This window comes from Ohtaekwangia sp., assembly GCF_036786105.1.
Lineage (GTDB): Bacteria > Bacteroidota > Bacteroidia > Cytophagales > Cyclobacteriaceae > Ohtaekwangia.
In genome coordinates this window covers 37,487-58,231 of sequence record NZ_DAIQRQ010000008.1, presented here as the reverse complement: position 1 = coordinate 58,231, position 20,745 = coordinate 37,487, and the positions used below count along the sequence as shown (strand labels likewise).

The window sequence follows — 20,745 nt, the reverse complement described above, 5'->3', positions numbered from 1 at the left end:
CTTAAACTTTGAATTCTGAAATTAGTTTAAAGTCCTCCGCCCATTAACGCCTTGGGTAAATCCCATACACGTTTTTTGAGGAAGCCAAATTCGCGGAAGCGATAACCAATCAGCATTTTGAAAGTTGTATTGGAGCTAACGATCTGTGCATTGTCGAACTGCGCAGATTTACCTTGTGCCATAAAGGTAAAACCACCAAAGACGCGGTCGCCATTATACCCCAATGCAATACGACCGGCAGCATATATATTGAATTTTATATCGTTCTTCTGTACACCATCTTCATGTGTGGAGGATAACCAGTTGTGCGCAGGACCGAACGCCAGTGTGCCATTGAGAAAGAATCCTTTGTAGATGAGACTATAGGTATAGCCGGGTGCTACACCAAGCGTGGTTACTCGAAACGATTTGATGCGGGCTGCCTCACCAAAACGTTTTACATACGGCTCGCCTAATATGGCAGAATCACCGGCGGCACTAAAGCTGCTCAACGTTCCATATAGCAGAAACGAGCCGGCACTTCGCAATTGCTGGTCTACAAATGTATAGGTAGACCGGAACGAAAACTTCTTATTGTTAAATGTATAGTTTACACTCACACCGTTATTCCGGGTCTCTATATCGCCCCGGTGTGGATACGGTTGATTTGCGGGAATGCTTACTGATGGATCATCCAGGTAGAAACCTTCATATTTTTGCAGATAAGCATCAATGCCCCACTTCTTGCCAATTACATTTAACTGAAGATCGCGTGCGTCCGATTCTCCATAAATGCGTTTTGTATCTGCATTGAGTGGCACAGCAAAGGTTACTTCCAGGGCAAGCTCGAACAGATACATACCCAGGCCAAAGCTATAGGGTTTATTGGAGCGATAACTGAGCGATGTCTTTCTATTGTTGATGTCCTTCATTTCAAAATCCAGCCGGCGTTGCTTCAGCACAGGCCAGAGAAAGAAGTGATCCGGAAATGTTTTGATATACTGCAGGCGAACAGAATCATAATGAGGAGCCGCTGGAGCAACGCCTACCGTCAGGTCGTCTTGTGCTGTCACGGGCGTGCCGAGCGCCAGACAGAAGAACAGAACTACAGGGCACCAATACTTCATCAGAGAATATATTCACTTAAGTCTTTATTCTTAATCAGGCCAGAGAGCTTTTCGCGTACCATTGCTGCGTTAATAACAATGCGTGCATTCGGTCCGATTTTGTCAGGAACATCAAACAAAAATTCATTCAGCAATTTACTCATCACCGTATGAAGTCTGCGGGCTCCTATATTTTCAATTTCCGTGTTGATGGCAAAGGCGGTGTTGGCAATCTCATCAATTGCATCTTCGGCGAAGGTTATCTCCACACCTTCTGCATCAAACAATGCCTGGTATTGTTTGGTCAATGCGTTCTTCGGCTCGCGCAGTATCTGAATGAAATCTTCTTTGGTAAGATTGTTCAGCTCCACACGAATCGGAAAGCGGCCCTGTAATTCAGGAATAAGATCGGATGGTTTTGAAATATGAAATGCACCGGCTGCGATAAACAACACGTGATCGGTTTTAATAACTCCGTGTTTGGTATTTACCGTACTTCCTTCCACGATGGGAAGCAGATCGCGCTGCACACCTTCCCGGCTTACATCAGGTCCTCCACCGCCTTTGCGCGAACCGGAAGCGATCTTGTCGATCTCATCTATAAAAATTATACCGGCATTCTCGGCGCGATGTATAGCCTCTTCTTTTACTTCATCCATATCGATGAGCTTGGCAGCTTCTTCATCGAGTAAAATTCTGCGTGCTTCGGCTACGGTAACTTTACGCTTCTTGCTCTTCTTGGGCATCATGCCGTTGAGCATCTCCTGCAGGTTCATCATGGATACTTCATCCATCATACCGGCACCAATCATGCCTACGTTAGAGCCTCCGTTTCCTTTTATATTGATCTCGATTTTACGGTCTTCCAGCTCACCGTTGCGTATTTTCTCACGAAAGTGGCTGCGCGTTCGTTCATTGAGCTCAACATCGCTCGTGGGTATATCTGCCGATGTCGTTTCTGATTGCGTACTGAATCCGGTGGTCCGCGAAGGTTGTTGTGTACGAAGCGGTGGTATCAGCGCATCGAGTATAACATCTTCTACGGCTTGTGCTGCTTTCTCTTTTACTTCTTCTTTTTTGCGTGCCTTTACCATATTTACCGATTGCTCTACCAGGTCGCGCACCATGCTTTCTACATCGCGGCCTACATATCCTACTTCGGTAAATTTGGAAGCTTCCACTTTTACAAACGGTGCATCGGCCAGTTTAGCAAGCCTGCGTGCGATCTCTGTTTTACCCACACCGGTAGCACCAATCATGAGAATATTGTTAGGCACAATCTCTCCCTGTATATCCGATCGTGTGTTCATTCTGCGCCAGCGGTTACGCAAGGCAATCGCTACATTACGCTTGGCTTCCTGCTGACCAATGATATACTTATCGAGTTCCTCAACGATCTGCTTCGGTGTTAAATATTTTGCGTCCATCATAAATTATCTCCTCTTCAACATGCTGTTTAAGTTCGATGACAATGTGAGTCCGTAGCCCGCCTTGCCCGCTACATAACCACTTCTGCTAAAAACAAATTCAAACGACCGGATGCGTGCCGAAAATCCCAGCGACAATCCCGCTCCGCCTCCGGCTGCATCCAGCTTCAGTTCCTGGTGCACACGATAATTATAGCCTACCAGTACATTTACATTTTTGTGAAGCAGTACCTCCACGCCAAAGTTAAAACGCCTTAATACCTTATCCAACGTTCCGGGTTTATCCTGCCCCGCCGAAGCGTTGTAATAAGTAACATCTTTTTTTGCCAGGTTGTATGCAGTAACCGAAAATCGCAGCGGCATGTGTTCGGGTTTGAAGGATGTGCCCAGCTGTACATCGAAGGGGAGCTCCGTGCTGCTGGTTGGTGAATACTCCGAAAAAACTATTCCCAGGTTCTTTACCACCAAGCCTACGCGCAGATCTTTATCCGGATGTATAAATACGCCGCCTACATCCAGCATGGCTGCACTGGCACGATAACCTGCTATCGTGGAGAACACCATTTTTACATTGGCACCAAATCTGAAATTCAATACCTGGTGACTTTTGCCAATGACCAGTGCTGTTTCACCTGACTTAAAAGTTCCGGTCTCATTTCCACTGACATCATATCCCTGAATGGTGCCGTAGCTCAAATGCTGTATACCCATGGCTAACGTACCAATACGATTGAACTTATGTGCATACGAAAATGTAGATTGCCCTACATCGGCCACGTAAAACTGATAGGTAGCAGAAGCGAAATCCGCCAGTGAATCGGATGTGAGGGATGGATTGCTAAAGAAGAAATTCAGATCACGATCGGTGAGCGAAGCATTTACACCACCCAGCGCTGCAAGCCGTGCGTTGTTGGCTACATTCAAAAAATCAAAAGACTTCTGGCCACCGGTCTGCGCGAGGCAGGCGGTTGCCAGAAGAATCGATATTGCGAGTAGTAAAGACTTCAACACGTGTTGGGTTTACCCTGCAATATCGTAAAACATGGGAGTATTTATAAGCCGGCCATTGAATTCAATACCGGCTCTTTATCAGGCATTCGCAGGTTTCTGATCGGTGAAGACAAACTTCATCGGCTCCTTCACCTTCTCTTTCATCAAAGCCACTTTCAATACTTCATCTACGGTATCTACATAGTGAAAGGTGAGCCCTTTTATATAGTGCTTTTCGATTTCTTCAATATCGCGTCTGTTGCGTGAGCTGAGTACGAGCTCCTTTATACCACTGCGTTTTGCAGCCAGTATCTTCTCTTTTATACCTCCTACCGGCAACACCTTACCTCGCAAGGTAATTTCGCCCGTCATAGCCAGCTTCGCTTTTACTTTACGCTGGGTAAAGATCGAAGCAAGCGATGTAAACATGGTGATACCTGCAGAGGGTCCATCTTTCGGTACGGCTCCTGCCGGCACGTGTATATGCAGATCGTATTGCTGGAACAACCGGTGATCGATCTCCAGTGTTTCTGCATTCGATTTGAGATACGACAATGCAGCCATCGCAGATTCTTTCATCACATCACCTAACTGCCCGGAGATAACAAGTGCTCCTTTACCACGACTCAAACTTGATTCAACAAAAAGTATCTCTCCTCCTACCTGTGTCCAGGCAAGGCCGGTAACAACACCCGCTATATCATTGCCCTGGTATAGTTCTTCATCGAATATTTCTGCACCCAATACTTTGCGCACAGTTTCTTCACTGATTACTTTATCGAACTCTTCTTCCATCGCTACCGATTTAGCGATGTTACGTACCAGTGTACCTATCTTGCGCTCCAGGTTTCTTACCCCCGATTCGCGGGTATAGCTGTTGATCGTTTTAATAACCGCATCTTTCGAGAACTTGACCTCCGATGTCTTCAACCCGTGCTCTTTCAGTTGCTTGGGTATAAGATGTTTGATGGCGATCTCTACTTTCTCTTCCAATGTATAGCCTGTTACTTCAATAATCTCCATACGATCGCGCAATGCAGGATGTATAGTATCCAGTGAATTGGCTGTAGCTATAAAAAGTACTTTCGACAGATCGTAATCTACTTCCAGGTAATTATCGCCAAAGGTATTGTTTTGCTCCGGGTCGAGTACTTCCAGTAAGGCAGATGACGGATCGCCACGGAAATCTGATTTTACTTTATCGATCTCATCAAGTATAAATACCGGGTTGGATGACTGCGACTTCTTGATGTTCTGCAGAATCTTACCGGGCATGGCGCCTACATACGTTTTACGATGGCCGCGTATCTCGGCTTCATCGTGCACACCGCCTAACGACATGCGCACATATTTACGTTGCAGTGCTTTGGCTATAGAACGCCCCAGCGAAGTTTTACCAACGCCCGGAGGTCCGTAGAGACACAGGATTGGTCCTTTCATATCCTGCTTCAGTTTCAGCACCGCCAGGTATTCGAGAATGCGTGTCTTTACTTTCTCAAGACCGAAATGATCCTGATCTAAAATTTTTCGTGCACGCTTCAGATCAAAGTCATCGATTGTATAGTCTTCCCACGGAAGATCGAGCATAAACTCCACGTAGTTCATCGCTACCGGATACTCGGCTGCCATCGGGTTTATGCGCATCAGCTTGTCGAGTTCCTTATTGAAATGTTCGGCTGCCTGCTTGGGCCACTTCTTGGACTCGGCACGCTTGCGGAATTTTTCTACTTCTTTATCCGGGCCATCATATCCCAACTCATCCTGCAATACTTTTATCTGCTGACGCAGGAAGTAATCGCGCTGCTGCTGGTCTATATCCGTGTGTACTTTCTTTTGTATCTCGTGTTTGATCTCCAGCATCTGAACATCTTTCAGCATATACTGCAGCAAGAGTGTACCGCGATCAATGATGTTTCTCGTTTCCAGTATCTTTTGCTTATCGCCTACCTCGGCATTGAGGTTGGATGAAAGAAAATGTACCAGGAACGCCATGCTGGAAATATTATCCAGGGCAACCTGTGCTTCTTGCGGAAGTTCGGGGTTGAGTCGCAGGATTTTTGAAGCCGCGTCTTTCAGCGATTGCACTAATGCCTTGGCTTCTTTACCATTTACATTCAGCGTGGGCTCGGGCTGCAATTCAATGCGGGCGGTGAGGAATGGTTCCTCCTGCACAAACTCCCGAATCATAAAACGATTTTTACCCTGAATGATGATGGTGGTGTTACCATCCGGAAGCACCAGCATTTTGATGATCTTCGCTACTGTACCGGTGCGGTATAAATCATCGATCGCAGGTTCTTCAGCCTGTGAGTTTTTCTGGGCAATAACACCAATGATGCGATTGCCCTGATAAGCTTTCTTTACAAGCTTGATTGATTTTTGTCTTCCTACTGTGATAGGAATAACAACACCCGGAAAAAGTACCGTATTCTTGATGGGAAGAATTGAAAGTTCTTCGGGTAGGTCTTCCGGTTTTAGATCTGAATCCTGTTCAGGGTTAATCAGTTGAATGAGATCATCTGAGTCTTCCTGAACGAGTTGTATGGGTAATGCTTTGAACATGTCTTTATAAAATGCCAAACTGACACGGGCTCCACATCAGCGTCGGCTGTTAATCAGGCTCGCCTAAAGGACAATAGTAATGCCAAGAGAGTTGTAAAAGAAGTAAAATTGTATCAACTTTAACGAGTTGCGTAAATTTTTTACCAAACAAAGGTTCAGTGAAAACCTACTTTTTAATCTTAATAACGGCCTTTTGGCTGTTGGTTTACGTTCCACTCCTGGCTCAAAAACCAAAACAGAAATTCAAAAAGGGTGGAGTGGTGCAGCTTCATGATAGCCTGACAAGCTACAGCCAATCTGACATTTTTGAATTTCCCAACATCAATAAACTACCATACTATAAAGATGCTACGAAACTGGGAAGAATAAAAGCGCTTGCAGCCACAGGCGACTACGAGCAAGAGTATACTGAGATCAAAGCGTATGTGAGAAACTTCGGCATTGAAAATTTTTCTCACGACATTCAATTGCTGTGGAATTTTGCCAGGCTCTCGGAGAAACTCGGCCCTCCCGGTGAAGCAGTGTTGCTATACAAGCTTGTGTTGAAACACTACAAGCAAAGTATTGATGAGAAACAAGTACAACGCGAGTATGATACACTCACCAAAAAAGAAAAAGATCTGTATGTTCCGCTCAAGCAATACTATGAGCTTGTAGCATTCCGCAAAGAGATCGATACACTTCGTCCTCCACAGGGAGTTTTGTTGAACATGGGCTACGGTGTTAACTCCGAGAAAGAAGACTACGGCCCAACCATTGGTAACGTAGACAACGTTTTACTTTTTACTTCCAAGCGAAACTCGAAAGTGGATGCCCTGAATAAAACGTTTAACGAAGATCTGTTTTATACCATCAAGCAACCGAACGATACGGTGTGGGGATTTGCAGAAGAGTTTAAAACGATCAACACGCGCTTCAATGAAGGCTCAGCCAGTTTAAGCAAAGATGGAAAGCATCTCTTCTTTGCACGCTGCAACTCGCCCGACTCGTATGGTAACTGCGATATATTTGTATCCGACCTTCGTGCTGACAGCACGTGGGGAACACCGCGCAACCTCGGACCAAACATAAACACGGTATCGTGGGATTCGCAGCCATCGCTCTCACATTCGGGTGATACGCTATACTTTGCTTCTGATCGCATTGGAGGCTTCGGATTTTCAGATATATACTTTTCAGTAAAAAATGCCAAAGGCGAATGGCAGAGAGCACAAAACATCGGGCCAATCATCAACACGCGGGCCTTTGAAGTGAGTCCGTTCTATCATCATAAATTTAATGTGCTATATTTCAGCTCCAACGGGCAGCCTCTCAACTTTGGTGACTTCGATATTTATAAATCGTATCGCTATGGTAAAGTGTGGGGTGAGCCGAAGAACATCGGGCCACTGGTAAATGGCGCGGGCAGTGAATATTATTTCACGATCGACTCAGAATCCAATCGCCTGTATTACGCTCACTCTGCCGAAGACGATCTGAAAAATCTTGATCTATATTCTTTCCCGGTGCCGATGGAAGCACAACCGGAAGCGGTTGCCCGACTGAAAGGTAAACTGATTAACTCCGAAACAAAGAAACCATTCCATGGAATTGTATCCGTTATCGACCTGGACAAGGGTGTTGAAGTTGCCCCAAAGTTTTTGCGCGAAGATGGCTCGTTTGATTTTCACTTGATCAATAAAAGAAATTACCTGCTCATCATTCAGGGTGATGATTTCTTCCGCATCGAGCAGATATTCTATATGGAAGGCGATCGTGAAATGAACCTGGAAACGGAGCCGATCGAGACCAAGATTGCATTCAAGTCGCTTGAGTTTGAGAATGGCAAAGCGGATATACTTCCTTCCATGCACGATGACTTAAATAAGCTCGCCAACTTTATGATCGATCATCCGAAGCTATCGGTAAGTATATCAGGACATACAGATTCGCAGGGTAATGAGATGTCGAACCTGAAACTTTCACAGGCAAGAGCAGACGCTATCAAAGCCTATTTAGTATACCAGTATAAAATTGACACAAAGCGTATTGAAGCGCATGGCTACGGAAGCTCGAAGCCTATTGTGGAAGAAAAGACCGATGATGACAGAGGTTTGAACAGGCGCGTAGAGTTTGAGATACACAAGACTGAGGAGCAGGAGAAGTAAAACCTATTTCCCACAGAAATCACAGAATTGCACAGAAGAAATACAAGTCGGGAAGACGGAAAGTCCGAAAGTATCTTTGTAACTCTGAGTTCATTTAAATCAATCTCCCACGGATCTCACAGAAGTACACAGAAGAAATACAAGTAGGGAAGACGAAAAGTCCGAAAGTATCTTTGTGAAACTCTGAATTCATTTAAATCAATCTCCCACAGATCATAGAAATCAGAAAAACACAAGTCAGGAAGACGGAAAGTTCGAAAGTATCTTTGTGAAACTTTGAGTCTTCTTTGTGATCCTTTGTGTAATTGGATTTAAAATCAATCTCCCGCAGAAATCACTGATATGAAAAAAGGCTGCTATTGGCAGCCTTCATTATATATACTATATCTGCAGCTTCGCTCTCACTTACTCCTCCACACCTCTGGCAGTTGGAAGCGCGCGACTCGCAGCTATTTCTAAAACAGCTTGATAATGTCGTTGGCAAAGATGAATACCATCAGCGCTAACAAGAACACCATTCCCACTTTCTGAGCAGCTTCCAGGAATTTATCGGAAGGTTTGCGGCGAGAGATCATTTCGTAGGTGAGGAACATTACGTGGCCACCGTCCAGTGCAGGAATCGGGAGCAGGTTCATGAACGCCAACACAAGCGACAATACACCGGTGAGCGACCAGAAGCGATCCCATTTCCACTCAGCACCATACGCCTGCATAATACCAATCGGCCCTGACAGTGATTCTTTCGGAGAGAGTACACCGGTAATTACTTTACTGAACGCGGTGATCTGTGTCTTCAATGTCTGGAATGCACGCTCTGTACCCAGTGGTATAGATTCGATGAATCCGTATTTAATACTCACTTTTCCTTCTGCGAGGTAATTCTCCGGCTCCATGGGGTAGAAGCCTATCGACTTCATTCCTTTAAAATATTCGCGAAATGAAAGTATCTGTCCGTTGCGTGCAATTTTGAAAGAGATGGAGTCCACGTTACTCTCTTTGTGTGCCTGTATCAGTTTATGCGCTTCATCAAAGTAGGTTACCGGCTTGCCATCTATTTCTGTAAAAGTATCTCCACGTTGCAGGCCGATCTTTGCTGCGAGCGTTTCCTTCTCCACTTTTCCAATCATCGGAGGAATGCGATAGTCCAGGAAGTTGGCAGCATTCTCTTTTTTATTGAATTTCTGAATGAAGTTCGCAGGTATATTGATGTCGATCAATTTACCATCGCGCTCCACAGTATAGTAAGCATCGTTTGCCAGCAAGGTCTGTGGCTTTACGATATCGATCAGGTATTTGAAATCATTACCATTTACTTTCACGATTTTGTCTCCTGTCTTCAGACCAATATCTTCACCGATCGGTCCTACCTGGAAACCACCGTGGTTGTTGATCGCATCTTTCAGAATATAGGTATCGCCAAAGGCGAATGTTATACCGATAAAGATGAGTACACCTACAATTACGTTCACCACAATACCGCCCAACATTACAATGAGACGCTGCCATGCCGGCTTGGAGCGAAACTCCCACGGCTGTGGCGGCTGATTCATCGCGTCAGTATCCAACGACTCATCGATCATGCCGGAGATCTTTACATAACCTCCCAGTGGTATAGCACTGATGGCATATTCGGTTTCACCTTTTTTAAATGACCAGAGTTTAGGCGGAAAACCGATGGAAAATTGTTCCACCCGCATACCGAAGTATTTTGCCGCCAACAAATGCCCGAGCTCATGCACGGCCACCAAGAAAGACAAGCTCAACAGAAGCTGAGCCAACATAATCATCCAATCCATTCGTTATCCGTTATCGTTTTTAATACTTTTTAATTAAGTCTGTGCTACACAACGTATCGCGTTATATTGTTCGGATCATCTCGCTGGCCTTTACCCGCGTTTCACGATCGGTGTGTACATAATCCTCATACGAGGGGTTTACCACATAATCGATTTTCGCCAGGCATCGTTCAACGATATCCGACATTTCGAGAAATCCCACTTTATCCTTCAAAAACCCAGCCACGGCTATTTCATTGGCTGCATTTAACACGCACGGCATGTTTCCGCCTTTGCCGAGGGCCTCGAATGCTAATGCAAGATTACGAAAAGTTTCCGTATCCGGCTTTTCAAAGGTCAGAGACGGGTATTGTGCGAAGTCAAAACGCGGAAAATCGGCTTTCAGTCTGTTGGGATATGTCATGGCAAATTGAATGGGCAGGCGCATATCGGGTAACCCAAGCTGTGCTTTCAAAGAACCGTCTTCAAATTGCACGAACGAGTGAATGATGGACTGCGGATGCACTACCACCTCTACCTGCTCTGTTTTAAGTCCAAAGAGCCATTTGGCCTCAATTACCTCTAAACCCTTGTTCATCAGCGAGGCCGAATCGATCGTTACTTTCGCTCCCATCGACCAGTTGGGATGTTTGAGTGCCTGTGCTTTTGTTACTGCGATCAATTCATCACGGCGTTTTCCACGGAATGGACCACCAGAAGCTGTTAACACAATCTTCTCAATTTTATTATGAAACTCGCCTGCCAGGCATTGAAAAATGGCCGAATGCTCCGAATCTACCGGATAAATATTAACAGCTTTTTCACGTGCCAGCTTCGTAATGAGGTCGCCCGCCACTACCAGTGTTTCTTTATTTGCCAGCGCAATGGTTTTACCTGCTTCAATCGCCTTGATCGTAGGTCTTAAACCGGAATATCCTACCAGTGCTGTGAGCACCAGGTCGATAGTATCCATCTGCACCACGTCTGCCAGCGCTTTTTCGCCTGTGTATACTTTTATATCCTCCGTAGCCAGACTTTCTTTTACGTGCGCGTAGTGTTCTTCATTAACAATTACTACCGCATTGGGCTTGAACTTGCGTGCCTGCTCGATTAACAGGTCTGCATTGTTTTGTGCGGTGAGCACTTCCACTGCCAGTGCATCGGGTTGTGCCGCAATAACTTCCAATGCCTGCGTGCCGATAGAACCGGTAGAACCCAGTATGGCGATGTTTTTTTTATTACTCAAGGGTCAGAAATGCTAGATGAATACTGATTTAATGCTGTAAATACATGTATACGGCCCGTTGAAACGAGTTCTATACGGAAATAAGATCGATATACATTTCCGGTATTACGCAAAAGTAAAAATAAGTTCGTTATGATACATGCACCTGTTTGTTACCGCAACAGGAAAGCATCCATGGCATCGGCAATCTTTCTGTCGTTGGAAAGACGCGGTACTTTATTCTGACCACCCAGTTTTCCCTGCGACTTCATATAGTCAATGAATGCGTTTCGCTGCAGCTTTGTAATGATCAGGGGCTCCAGGATATTTCCAGAGATCAGATCATCGTAATAAACATTCAACTTGCGCATTTGGTTATCGAGTTCTTTCGAGAAAGCCTGCATATCGCCAGGCGCGGTTGCAAATTCTACCAGCCATTGGTGATGAGGCATTCCTTCTTTGGGTGCTACATTCGGAGCCACGGTAAATTCTATTAGCTCGGTGCCAGGAAATTTCTCCATGGTATATTTCATAGCCTTCTCTACTTCTTCACCAATTACGTGCTCACCAAAGGCAGATATAAAATGTTTAATGCGGCCAGTAACAACAAGTCTGTATGGATTCCTGGATATAAATTTCACCGTATCACCAATCGAATATCCCCAGAGGCCTGCATTACTATTAATGATAAGCGCATAATTCTTACCAAGCTCCACTTCTTCGATGCTGAGCCTGCGCGGATTGTCGTTGAAGTATTCTTCTGCCGGCACAAACTCATAAAACATACCGCTGTTGAGCTGCAGTAATAAGCCGGGTTCTGTTTGTGAATCCTGGTAGGCTATAAATCCTTCTGATGCCGGATAGGTTTCGATGGAATCTACTTTCTTACCGATTGTATCGAACAACTTCGCGCGGTAGGGTTCGAAGTTCACTCCACCGTATACAAACATGGAGAAATTAGGAAATATATCTTTGATCTTTTTGCCGGTGCGTGCCTGCAGACGGTCAAAGTACATTTGTGCCCACGGTGGTATACCGGAAATGAGTGTCATGTTTTCAGTTAACGTTTCATCGATGATGCGCTCCAGTTTTTCTTCCCAGTCATCAATGCAATTTGTTTTATAGCTTGGCTTCTGGTTGGTACGCAGATACGAAGGCACGTGGTGATTGGCTATACCGGAGAGCCGCCCTACTTTTATACCAGCCTTCTCCGCAAGCTCGGGGCTACCGGAAAGAAAGATCAATCCACCATCGAGAAACGAAGCGTTGCCTGTTTCGTGCACATAGCTTAACACAGCATTGCGCGAGTTGTTGAAATGATAAGGCACCGAATCTTTCGTGATAGGAATATACTTGGTGCCCGATGTGGTTCCGGAAGTCTTCGCCAGGTATAGCGGCTTGCCTTTCCACAGAACGTCCGATTCTCCTTTCACAACGCGGTCAAAGTACGGCCGCAGTAATTCGTAATCGCGCACCGGTACATGCTTCTTGAAATCATCATACGTTTTGATAGATGCAAAGTCGTGATCCTTACCAAACGCAGTTGACTTGCCTTGTTCTACCAGGTAATGCAAAATCTGCATTTGATATTTCCCTGGCTGCAACGACCACTGTTTGGTTTGTGACGCGATGTACGAGGCAAAAGGTTTTGCTAAAAAAGACCGGATTCCCATGGCCACAAAACTAACAAAATCGGCCAATCGTTACTTATCCAAACATCGCAGAAGAACGCTATCTTTAACGCTGTAAATTTCATGTTATGGATTTACTGATCAGGCATCGTGTATTTGAAGAAATGGACGACACAGAGTTTTTCGATCTGTGCCAGCAGAACCGTGACCTGAGGTTTGAGCGCAATCCCGATGGAAATATAATCGTTATGTCACCCGCCAGTTCAGTTTCAGGAGATCTTAATAGCGAAATCGACTACCAGTTACGCAAATGGAATAAAGAGCACCAGCTAGGAAAATGCTTCGACTCATCTGCAGGTTTTACATTACCCGACAATTCAGTTCGATCGCCTGATGCCTCGTTCATACTTATGGATCGGTGGAAAGCGTTGAGCACGGAGCAGCGAAAAGGCTTCGCTCACATCTGCCCTGATTTTGTGATTGAGCTAAAATCCGAGTCCGATACATTTGCAGCACTTGCGCAAAAGATGCAGGAATACCTTATAAATGGTTGCCGTATGGGCTGGCTCATTGATCCTGACAAGGAACAGGTTTTCATATTCCTTCCAGGAAAAAATGTCAGCATGGTAGAAGGTTTCCATCAATCCATAGGGGAAGACAATATTCTTCCGGGCTTTAGCCTTGACCTTCGCGAATTGAAAATGGAGCCTTGATTAAAACTTCTTCCCTGCAATCGCAGTTAAATTTTCATAACCTTCAACTTTTCGAAATAACTTTCCATCTATCTGGAATGATTCATGCTTTCAACGTTTCACTATGAAGAATACCATTAAAATTATAGTTCTTGCCTTTTTGGCCGGTTTTGGCGGATCGTATACCTTTTACCGATTGGTTGTAAAACCGGAGATTGTCAGCAATCAGCGTGACGCTCAGTTTAATACAGTCAGTTACGACTCTGCAGAACCGTTGGTTTCCGGCAGTCACACAACCCCATCGTCATCCTCTACTACAGTGCCTGCTGCCGCTGTAGACTTTAGTGACGCTGCTGCAAAAGCTACCCAAAGTGTGGTGTATATCAATAGCATTTCGCAAGGTGTTTCCTATTCGTATTGGGATTGGTTCTTTGGCGAAGGTGGTGGCAATCGCACGCAGGTGAGCAGTGGCTCGGGAGTAATTTTTACTACCGATGGCTATATCGTTACCAACAACCACGTAGTAGAAACTGCGGAGCGCATTGAGGTAAATTATAACAAACAGGTATATCCTGCTGAACTGATCGGCACAGACCCTTCCACCGATTTGGCAGTGATCAAGATCAAAGCAAATGCTCTGCCTGCTATAACGTTGGGCAGCTCTAAAACGGTGCAGGTTGGCGAGTGGGTGATCGCGGTAGGAAATCCATATTCACTTTCATCTACTGTAACGGCAGGTATTGTGAGCGCCAAGGGAAGACGCATTGGTATATTGGAAGATAAATTTCCGATTGAATCGTTTATCCAGACCGATGCCGCGATTAACCCCGGTAACTCAGGTGGTGCGCTGGTAAACAAGAATGGCGAACTGGTGGGCATCAACTCTGCTATACTTTCGAGAACAGGTTCGTATACCGGTTATGCATTTGCCATACCGATCGATATTGCCAAGAAAGTATTTAATGACCTGGTAAAGTATGGTGTGTCGCAAAAAGCATTCTTTGGCGGTAATGTAGTGGAGTACGATTACGAGAACGCCAAGAAATACGATCTGCCTACCAATGTAAAAAGCTTCAACGGTGTGTTACTCGAACAACTTGATCGTGAAGGTGCTGCTATGCAGGCCGGGTTGAAGCTGGGCGATGTTATTACCAAGATCAACAATGTGGATGTCAACAGCCAGAGTGAATTTGAAGAAGAGCTAAGCTATCATAACCCCGGTGATAAAATTACTTTCACCTACTACCGCGATGGCAAACCCAATACCGTAACGCTTACACTCGTCAATCAGAACGGTACCACCGAAATCATCAAGCGCAAGATACTCACCGATGCTTCACTGGGTGCCCAACTGGAAGGCACACGATACGGAGTAAAAGTTTTCAAGATCAAAGACAACAGTATATTCCGACAGATTGGACTGCCTGAGAATTTCACAATCGTGGCGATCAACCGCCAGCGTGTAAAAGAGCCTGAGGAGATCAGCGAGTTCTTTACAAAATTCAAAGGCCGCGGGTATATTTACGGCGTAAACAGCTCGAAGCAACAAGTGGAGATCCCATTTGTGATCAGATAAAGCTATAATAAGCTACTCGCTTCCAGGTATAAATTGAAGGCTGCCTTTAGGTGGCCTTCAGTTTTTAAATCCAGTTGCACAAAGGAACACAAAGAAGACTCAAAGTTTCACAAAGATACTTTCGGTCTTCCCGAATTGTATTTTTTCTGTAATTCTGTGGGAACCCAACCACCTATTCTGATAACGGCCGCTTCTTGATCATGCCGCCCTTTATATCATTTACACTGTTCTCCACCACGAATGCGTCAGGGTCGATCTTCGCGATTTCCATTTTCAGCTTTTGCAATTCAAGGCGTGTTATTACTGAGAAGATCACATCGAGGTCTTTTACCCTGTGACCTGTTTTGCCAAAACCACTTTTACCTTTCAGTATTGTTACGCCACGTCCCATGCGTTCGGTTATGGCATCTTTTATTTCAACACTTTTCTCTGATACAATCATAACACTGGTATATTCTTCTATACCGTGCACAACAAAATCAACCGTCTTCGAAGCAATGAGGTACGTTAGTATAGCATAGAGTGCGGTTTCTATATTAATCATATACGCAGCCACCGAGAATATAGCGATATTGAAAATAAGAATGATATCACCTACTGTAAGTGCTGTATTTCGGCTCACATATATAGCCAGCACTTCGGTTCCATCAATTACGCTGCCGCCCCGTATGGATAATCCTATACCACAGCCCAGGAAGAATCCTCCAAAGAAGGCGATCAACAGTTTATCATTCGTAATGAGCGGAAACTCGATCACCGCTAAACAAAGCGCCAGTGCGGCTATAGCAATCAACGTCTTCAGGGCAAAGATCTTGCTGATCTGTTTATAGCCCACCACAATAAACGGTATATTGATCAACACAACGAGATAAGAAAGATCTATATCCGTAAGCACATTCGTGAGCAGCGATATACCCATTACACCACCATCCAGAAAATCGTTAGGCAGCAAGAATCCTTTCAAACCAAACGCGGCACAAAGAACACCCAACGAAATAAAAACGGTGTCTTTAACAGCACGAATGATGGAAATCTTCCTGACGCGCAGTGCTTTTAATTCTGATAATCGTTGCTGTGTTGACATATTCTTCAATTTAAAAAAAGAAAGCCGCCCTGAAAAATCAGGACGGCCTCTCAATAAATTTTTAATGAAACTTTAAGATGAAGCTAACTTTACCCTATAAATCAGTTCTTGCTTAAACCTGGCTCGCGTTTCAGGAACTCATCGTATAATTCTGTCTGGCGGCTTACCATCGGAATCTTCCATCCGTCAATAAATACCTGTTTGATGTTCGTCTTCGTCTCGAAGGGATCGCCATCACAGATAAACAACGTTGCATTTTTACCAACTTCGATAGAGCCCATGCGATCGGCCACGCCAAAGATCTCTGCCGGAACAATGGTTACAGACTTCAGCGCCTCTTCACGGCCCATGCCATACGCAGCTGCGAAAGCTGCATGGTATGGCAGGTTACGAACGTTACCGCGATCTTCTTGTGTACACAGCGCTACTTTTACACCGGCCTTTTTCATCAGGCCCGGGTTTGCATACGCTTTGTCATAACGATCATAATCGCGGGAAGGCAGGTCGAGCACCGGCCCTGCGAGCACCGGTATATTTGCTTTGGCAATCTCGTCTGCAACGCGCCAACCTTCGGCTACACCGGTTAAGATTACTTTCTTTATTTTTTTATCTTTTACCCACTTCAATGCATTGAGTATATCTTTTGCGGCATTCGCCTGAATAAGTAACGCACGCTCGCCACGAACTACGGGCAACAGCGCCTGCATCTCCGGATAATACGTAATGCCTTTAGATTTCGATGCTGAATCGATCTTGTGATACTGCACGGCTTTGTCCCACGCTTCGTTTAGCTTGTTCAGTTTTTTATCGTAATCTTTCTTCAGCTCTTCATCGGTTCTGCGATCGAAGAAACCACGCCTGCCCGCATCGGGGAAAGTCATGACAACACCTTCAAAGCCTGCAAACATCTGATCAGGTGTATAGCCGTGAAGATCGATCAACGCTGCCGTTCCGGAGATGAGACTACCACGCGGTGAAGCAATCACAGTCGTTACGCCACTGATGCGTGTTACCGGTATCAGTGCTGAATTAGGATTGACTGCGGTGATTGCACGCACTTGCGGAATGATATCACCAACTTCTTCAAAGTCGCGCGTGCGTTGGTCCGAGGCAACTTCACTCAAACCGAGTTGCGTGTTGCTGTCGATCATACCCGGGTATATCCACTGCCCCTTGCAATCGATCACTTCTGCTCCTGCAGGTATAGGTATATTTGTACCCACCGCTGCAATCTTTCCTTTGCTGATGATTACCGTGCCGTTTTGTATAACCCCTTTCGTTACAGTTTCAATGGTAGCATTGGTTAACGCAAATGTGCCATCTATAGCTTTGGGTGATTGTGCCTGTACACTGAACATTCCGGCACACACCAGGATCAAAATAAAATAGAGTATTCGTTTCATGATGCGTTGTGCTAGTGAATATTAAAGATGGTTTCAAAATTCTCTTCAGCTCCTTCCATGCAATGTTCGTGTTCGTGATCACGGTCGGTAAACGTAGCAACTTCAATCTCCTGCTTGGGGTCTACATACAAACGCATATCGTCAGCATCCTTTTCACGATCGAAACGAACCACACCGTCTACCAGTGTTGTCATAGGGATGGTATAGGTTGATAACGGATGACCTTTGAAGATTGCTATATCTGCATCTTTACCTACTTCAATGGAGCCTACGCGATTCTCAATGCCCAACTGACGGGCAGGATTGATCGTGATCAGCGCGAGCGCTTCATCATCGGTAAGAGCACCATACTTTTGCGTCTTCGCAGCTTCGTGATACAGGTGCCGCATCAGTTCACCATCGTCTGAGTTGATGGAAGTGGTTACACCATTTTTTGTAAGGATCGCAGCATTGTATGCCGTTGAATAATATACTTCAAATTTATACGACCACCAGTCGGAGAATACCGATGCCATGGCACCATACGCAGCCAGTTCCGGTGCTACTTTAAATCCTTCGTTCACGTGTTGAAATACAATCTTCTTTATGCCAAAGTCTTTGCACACGTTCAGCATCATGTATATTTCATCGGCACGGTAACTGTGGCAATGGATGATGATGTTGCCTTTTAATATTTCGCCCAGTGTTTCGAGACGGTAATTATACTCCGGCGGAGCGCCACGGAAGCCTTTCTGTGCTTTCGCTTTGTTATAGACATCCCATGCGGCTATATATTCTTTTGCTTTTGAGAACGATTCACGCATTACAAATTCAACTCCCATGCGAGTGCGCGGTACAATGTTACTTCCTGCACCATGAACACGGGTCGGATTTTCACCAAGTGCAAACTTGATGGTGCGCGGTGCACCCTCCATGCGAAGTCCTTCGGGATCGCGCACGCCATAACGCAGCTTGATCGTTTCACACTGGCCTCCTATAGCATTGGCCGAACCGTGCATGGAATGTATCGTTGTAACACCGCCCGCCAGTGCACGATACAACGTAATCTCTCCGGGGTTGATAACATCGCCCACATTTACTTCGGAAGTCACCGGGTTAGTAGCTTCGTTTACATCATCTATACCTTGGTGCGAGTGCGCATCAATAATGCCGGGCATTACATACATACCGGTGGCATCAATTACTTTATACCCGGCCGGCGTTGCTATATTTTTTCCCAGCTGGCTGATCTTTCCATCCTTTACAAGCACATCGGTATTCTCCAACACACCTTTTGTAATGGTAAGCACAGTAGCATTCCTGATCAGTATATTTCCCCGTTCCTGTGCCAGCGTAACATTTACAGCCAGCACCATGATTAATAGTAATTTCTTCATACTTGCTGTTTTATGGTTTTAGCTGAGGTTTCTTCTTGCCTTCTACCGGTATATTTCCAAACTGACCAGCAGCGGCAGTTCCTTTAAAGGTGGTTCCTTCTACTGTAGCCTCTACGGTTATTTTCATGGTGTTACCGCCTTCGGTAATGGTAAAGGTATATTTCAGCTTGTTACCGTCCAGTGTAACCTCTTCGAGGTCTTGCGCCTGCGGGAACCGTGCACCGGAAATTTTGCCGCTATATTTATCGCCCTCTTTCCTGATAGTAACGACAGATTCACGCTTTCCCTGTGGCGTATCGGCTGTTACGCTCCACTCTCCTTCCAGTACAATCGATGCATCTTTCTTTGCATCAGACGATTCAATCTTATAGAGTGTACCTTCTACAAATACATACTTCACTTTCGATTTTTCATTGAAGTATGGTTTGCTGCTCACTACGAGATTGGCAATCTTTCCGGCATCTACAGAGCCGAGGCGATCACTCAATCCCAGCAATTGTGCCGGCGTAGTAGTAAGTGCTGCCAAAGCCTGATCTTCTGTAAGACCCGCTTTGATAATCCGGCGAAGGTTCGCCTGTATATCTTTTAATTTCGCATCGAGTGTTGAAAAACCGAACGGTATACCGGCCTTCTGAAACGCTACAGCCTGCGATACATAGTTAGCGATAGACTCTGCCTTGCGTTTTTCAAGAGCTTCTTTCTCCGCATCCGTCATCGTCTTTGGAACATCCTTCTTGTCTTCTTTCTTATCATCTTTTTTCTCATCCTTCTTGTCTTCTTTCTTTTCTTCCGGCAAGTCAAGACTTAAAAATATTCTGGCGCCTGATGATTTGAGCTTACCGGTAACCTCCCAGCCTTCTTTTACTCCGGCAAGGATCAACGAAAAACCCAAATCTTTCTGAAGGCCCAGTACGCGGTGTATATCCCATATTTTTTCAGCTTTGAATAACACCGGTGTACGTTTATCAATAACCGGGTAAAATGGTTCCAGCAACCGGCTGGATGACGGGCGCTCCAGTCCGCTGCGATTGGACGCATATAGCGTTGCATAGTTTTTCTCCAGCGCTGCCTGGCGGTATAGCTCGCGCCACTTGGCGATCACCGCCATAGTAGTGGCTGGATATACCCGCTCGGCAGGAGTAAGCTCCGAGTAAAAAGATGATTCTTCTATGAGCACCATATCATCAGGCGCTTTACCGGTAAGTTGAATGATAGCCCCGTTCCCTGGCAGCATGCCACCATACGGCACTACATGTGCCGTGGTAAATCCGAGTGAGCGCAGGTCTTCAACTGATTTATCGGAAGCACTTAAAAAATTACGAACATCGAGCTGCGGTGTGATACCGGCACGCTCTGCGGGTGGATTGCCTGGATCTTTCGGACGTTCTTTGTTTTCTTCCTTAGGCTTGATAACGCCTGTGCGGGAGAGACCATCGATAAAACCGGCATATACATATAGGCTATCGGCTTTGATAATGATGGCTTCCGGAGGGATCGATATATTTTTTCCTACGGCTTTGATAAGGCCGTCTTTGATGATAAGAGTGGCCATATCCACTTTTCTTCCCGGGGCCTGAACGATATTAACGTTGGTGAGCGCATACGTCCGGCTAACGGGTTTAAGATCGCGTTCTTCCTGCGCATAGAGCATCACAGATACGAACAGCAAACTTACTAGCAGGTACATCCTGCCCCATGAGTAGCGATTCTTCATTGAATTCAGATTTTGGTATAGGGCAATAAAACAGGTTTTCTACGGAAGATCAAACCGC

14 protein-coding genes are annotated in these 20,745 nt (G+C 45.4%); 3 read left to right on the top strand and 11 right to left on the bottom strand.

Going from position 1 to position 20,745, the window contains the following annotated elements:
* Positions 1-26 precede the first annotated feature (26 nt).
* From V7Q33_RS06090 to lon, 4 genes are all read right to left on the bottom strand, one after another.
* Entirely contained in the window at positions 27-1,106 is a 1,080-nt protein-coding gene (locus V7Q33_RS06090; RefSeq protein WP_331978481.1) for a DUF4421 family protein, read from the bottom strand.
* Complete coding sequence (gene hslU, locus V7Q33_RS06085) at positions 1,106-2,515, bottom strand: ATP-dependent protease ATPase subunit HslU (protein WP_333819246.1); 1,410 nt, start codon at positions 2,513-2,515, stop codon at positions 1,106-1,108. The genes V7Q33_RS06090 and hslU overlap by 1 nt, the downstream gene beginning before the upstream one ends.
* A gap of 3 nt (positions 2,516-2,518) precedes the next feature.
* Positions 2,519-3,520, bottom strand: coding sequence for a type IX secretion system protein PorQ (porQ, locus tag V7Q33_RS06080; RefSeq protein WP_333819245.1), 1,002 nt, complete (start codon positions 3,518-3,520; stop codon positions 2,519-2,521).
* 81 nt (positions 3,521-3,601) lie between these two features.
* Entirely contained in the window at positions 3,602-6,064 is a 2,463-nt protein-coding gene (lon, locus tag V7Q33_RS06075) for an endopeptidase La (RefSeq protein WP_331978475.1), read from the bottom strand.
* 260 nt (positions 6,065-6,324) lie between these two features.
* Between lon and V7Q33_RS06070 the strand changes: the two genes are divergently transcribed.
* Positions 6,325-8,211 (top strand): OmpA family protein, encoded by a 1,887-nt coding sequence (locus V7Q33_RS06070; protein ID WP_331978473.1) that lies wholly within the window; start codon positions 6,325-6,327, stop codon positions 8,209-8,211.
* A gap of 455 nt (positions 8,212-8,666) precedes the next feature.
* Here the strand turns inward: V7Q33_RS06070 and rseP are convergent, their stop codons facing one another.
* The 3 genes from rseP to V7Q33_RS06055 form a co-directional block, all read right to left on the bottom strand.
* On the bottom strand, positions 8,667-10,007 hold the full coding sequence (gene rseP, locus V7Q33_RS06065) for an RIP metalloprotease RseP (RefSeq protein ID WP_331978471.1): 1,341 nt from the start codon (positions 10,005-10,007) through the stop codon (positions 8,667-8,669).
* Between the two features lie 61 nt (positions 10,008-10,068).
* Positions 10,069-11,232 carry a 1-deoxy-D-xylulose-5-phosphate reductoisomerase gene (locus V7Q33_RS06060; RefSeq protein WP_331978469.1) on the bottom strand — a complete coding sequence of 388 codons (1,164 nt, stop codon included), beginning with the start codon at positions 11,230-11,232 and terminating at the stop codon, positions 10,069-10,071.
* 152 nt (positions 11,233-11,384) lie between these two features.
* Entirely contained in the window at positions 11,385-12,884 is a 1,500-nt protein-coding gene (locus V7Q33_RS06055) for a GH3 auxin-responsive promoter family protein (protein WP_331978467.1), read from the bottom strand.
* 86 nt (positions 12,885-12,970) lie between these two features.
* On the opposite strand from V7Q33_RS06055, the gene V7Q33_RS06050 reads away from it, so the two are divergent.
* Both V7Q33_RS06050 and V7Q33_RS06045 read left to right on the top strand, forming a co-directional pair.
* Complete coding sequence (locus V7Q33_RS06050; RefSeq protein WP_333819242.1) at positions 12,971-13,555, top strand: Uma2 family endonuclease; 585 nt, start codon at positions 12,971-12,973, stop codon at positions 13,553-13,555.
* 103 nt (positions 13,556-13,658) lie between these two features.
* The gene (locus V7Q33_RS06045; protein WP_331978463.1) at positions 13,659-15,110 is read left to right on the top strand and encodes a trypsin-like peptidase domain-containing protein; all 1,452 of its coding nucleotides are present in this window, start codon (positions 13,659-13,661) and stop codon (positions 15,108-15,110) included.
* 172 nt (positions 15,111-15,282) lie between these two features.
* On the opposite strand, the gene V7Q33_RS06040 is transcribed toward V7Q33_RS06045, so the two are convergent.
* The 4 genes from V7Q33_RS06040 to V7Q33_RS06025 form a co-directional block, all read right to left on the bottom strand.
* On the bottom strand, positions 15,283-16,194 hold the full coding sequence (locus V7Q33_RS06040) for a YitT family protein (protein WP_331978462.1): 912 nt from the start codon (positions 16,192-16,194) through the stop codon (positions 15,283-15,285).
* A gap of 101 nt (positions 16,195-16,295) precedes the next feature.
* Positions 16,296-17,597: an amidohydrolase family protein gene (locus V7Q33_RS06035; RefSeq protein WP_331978460.1), complete on the bottom strand. Its 1,302-nt coding sequence runs from the start codon at positions 17,595-17,597 to the stop codon at positions 16,296-16,298.
* 11 nt (positions 17,598-17,608) lie between these two features.
* Positions 17,609-18,973 carry an amidohydrolase gene (locus tag V7Q33_RS06030; RefSeq protein WP_331978458.1) on the bottom strand — a complete coding sequence of 455 codons (1,365 nt, stop codon included), beginning with the start codon at positions 18,971-18,973 and terminating at the stop codon, positions 17,609-17,611.
* A 10-nt stretch (positions 18,974-18,983) separates the two neighbouring features.
* Positions 18,984-20,687, bottom strand: a complete 1,704-nt coding sequence (locus V7Q33_RS06025) for an amidohydrolase family protein (protein ID WP_333819239.1) — start codon at positions 20,685-20,687, stop codon at positions 18,984-18,986.
* Positions 20,688-20,745: the final 58 nt, after the last annotated feature.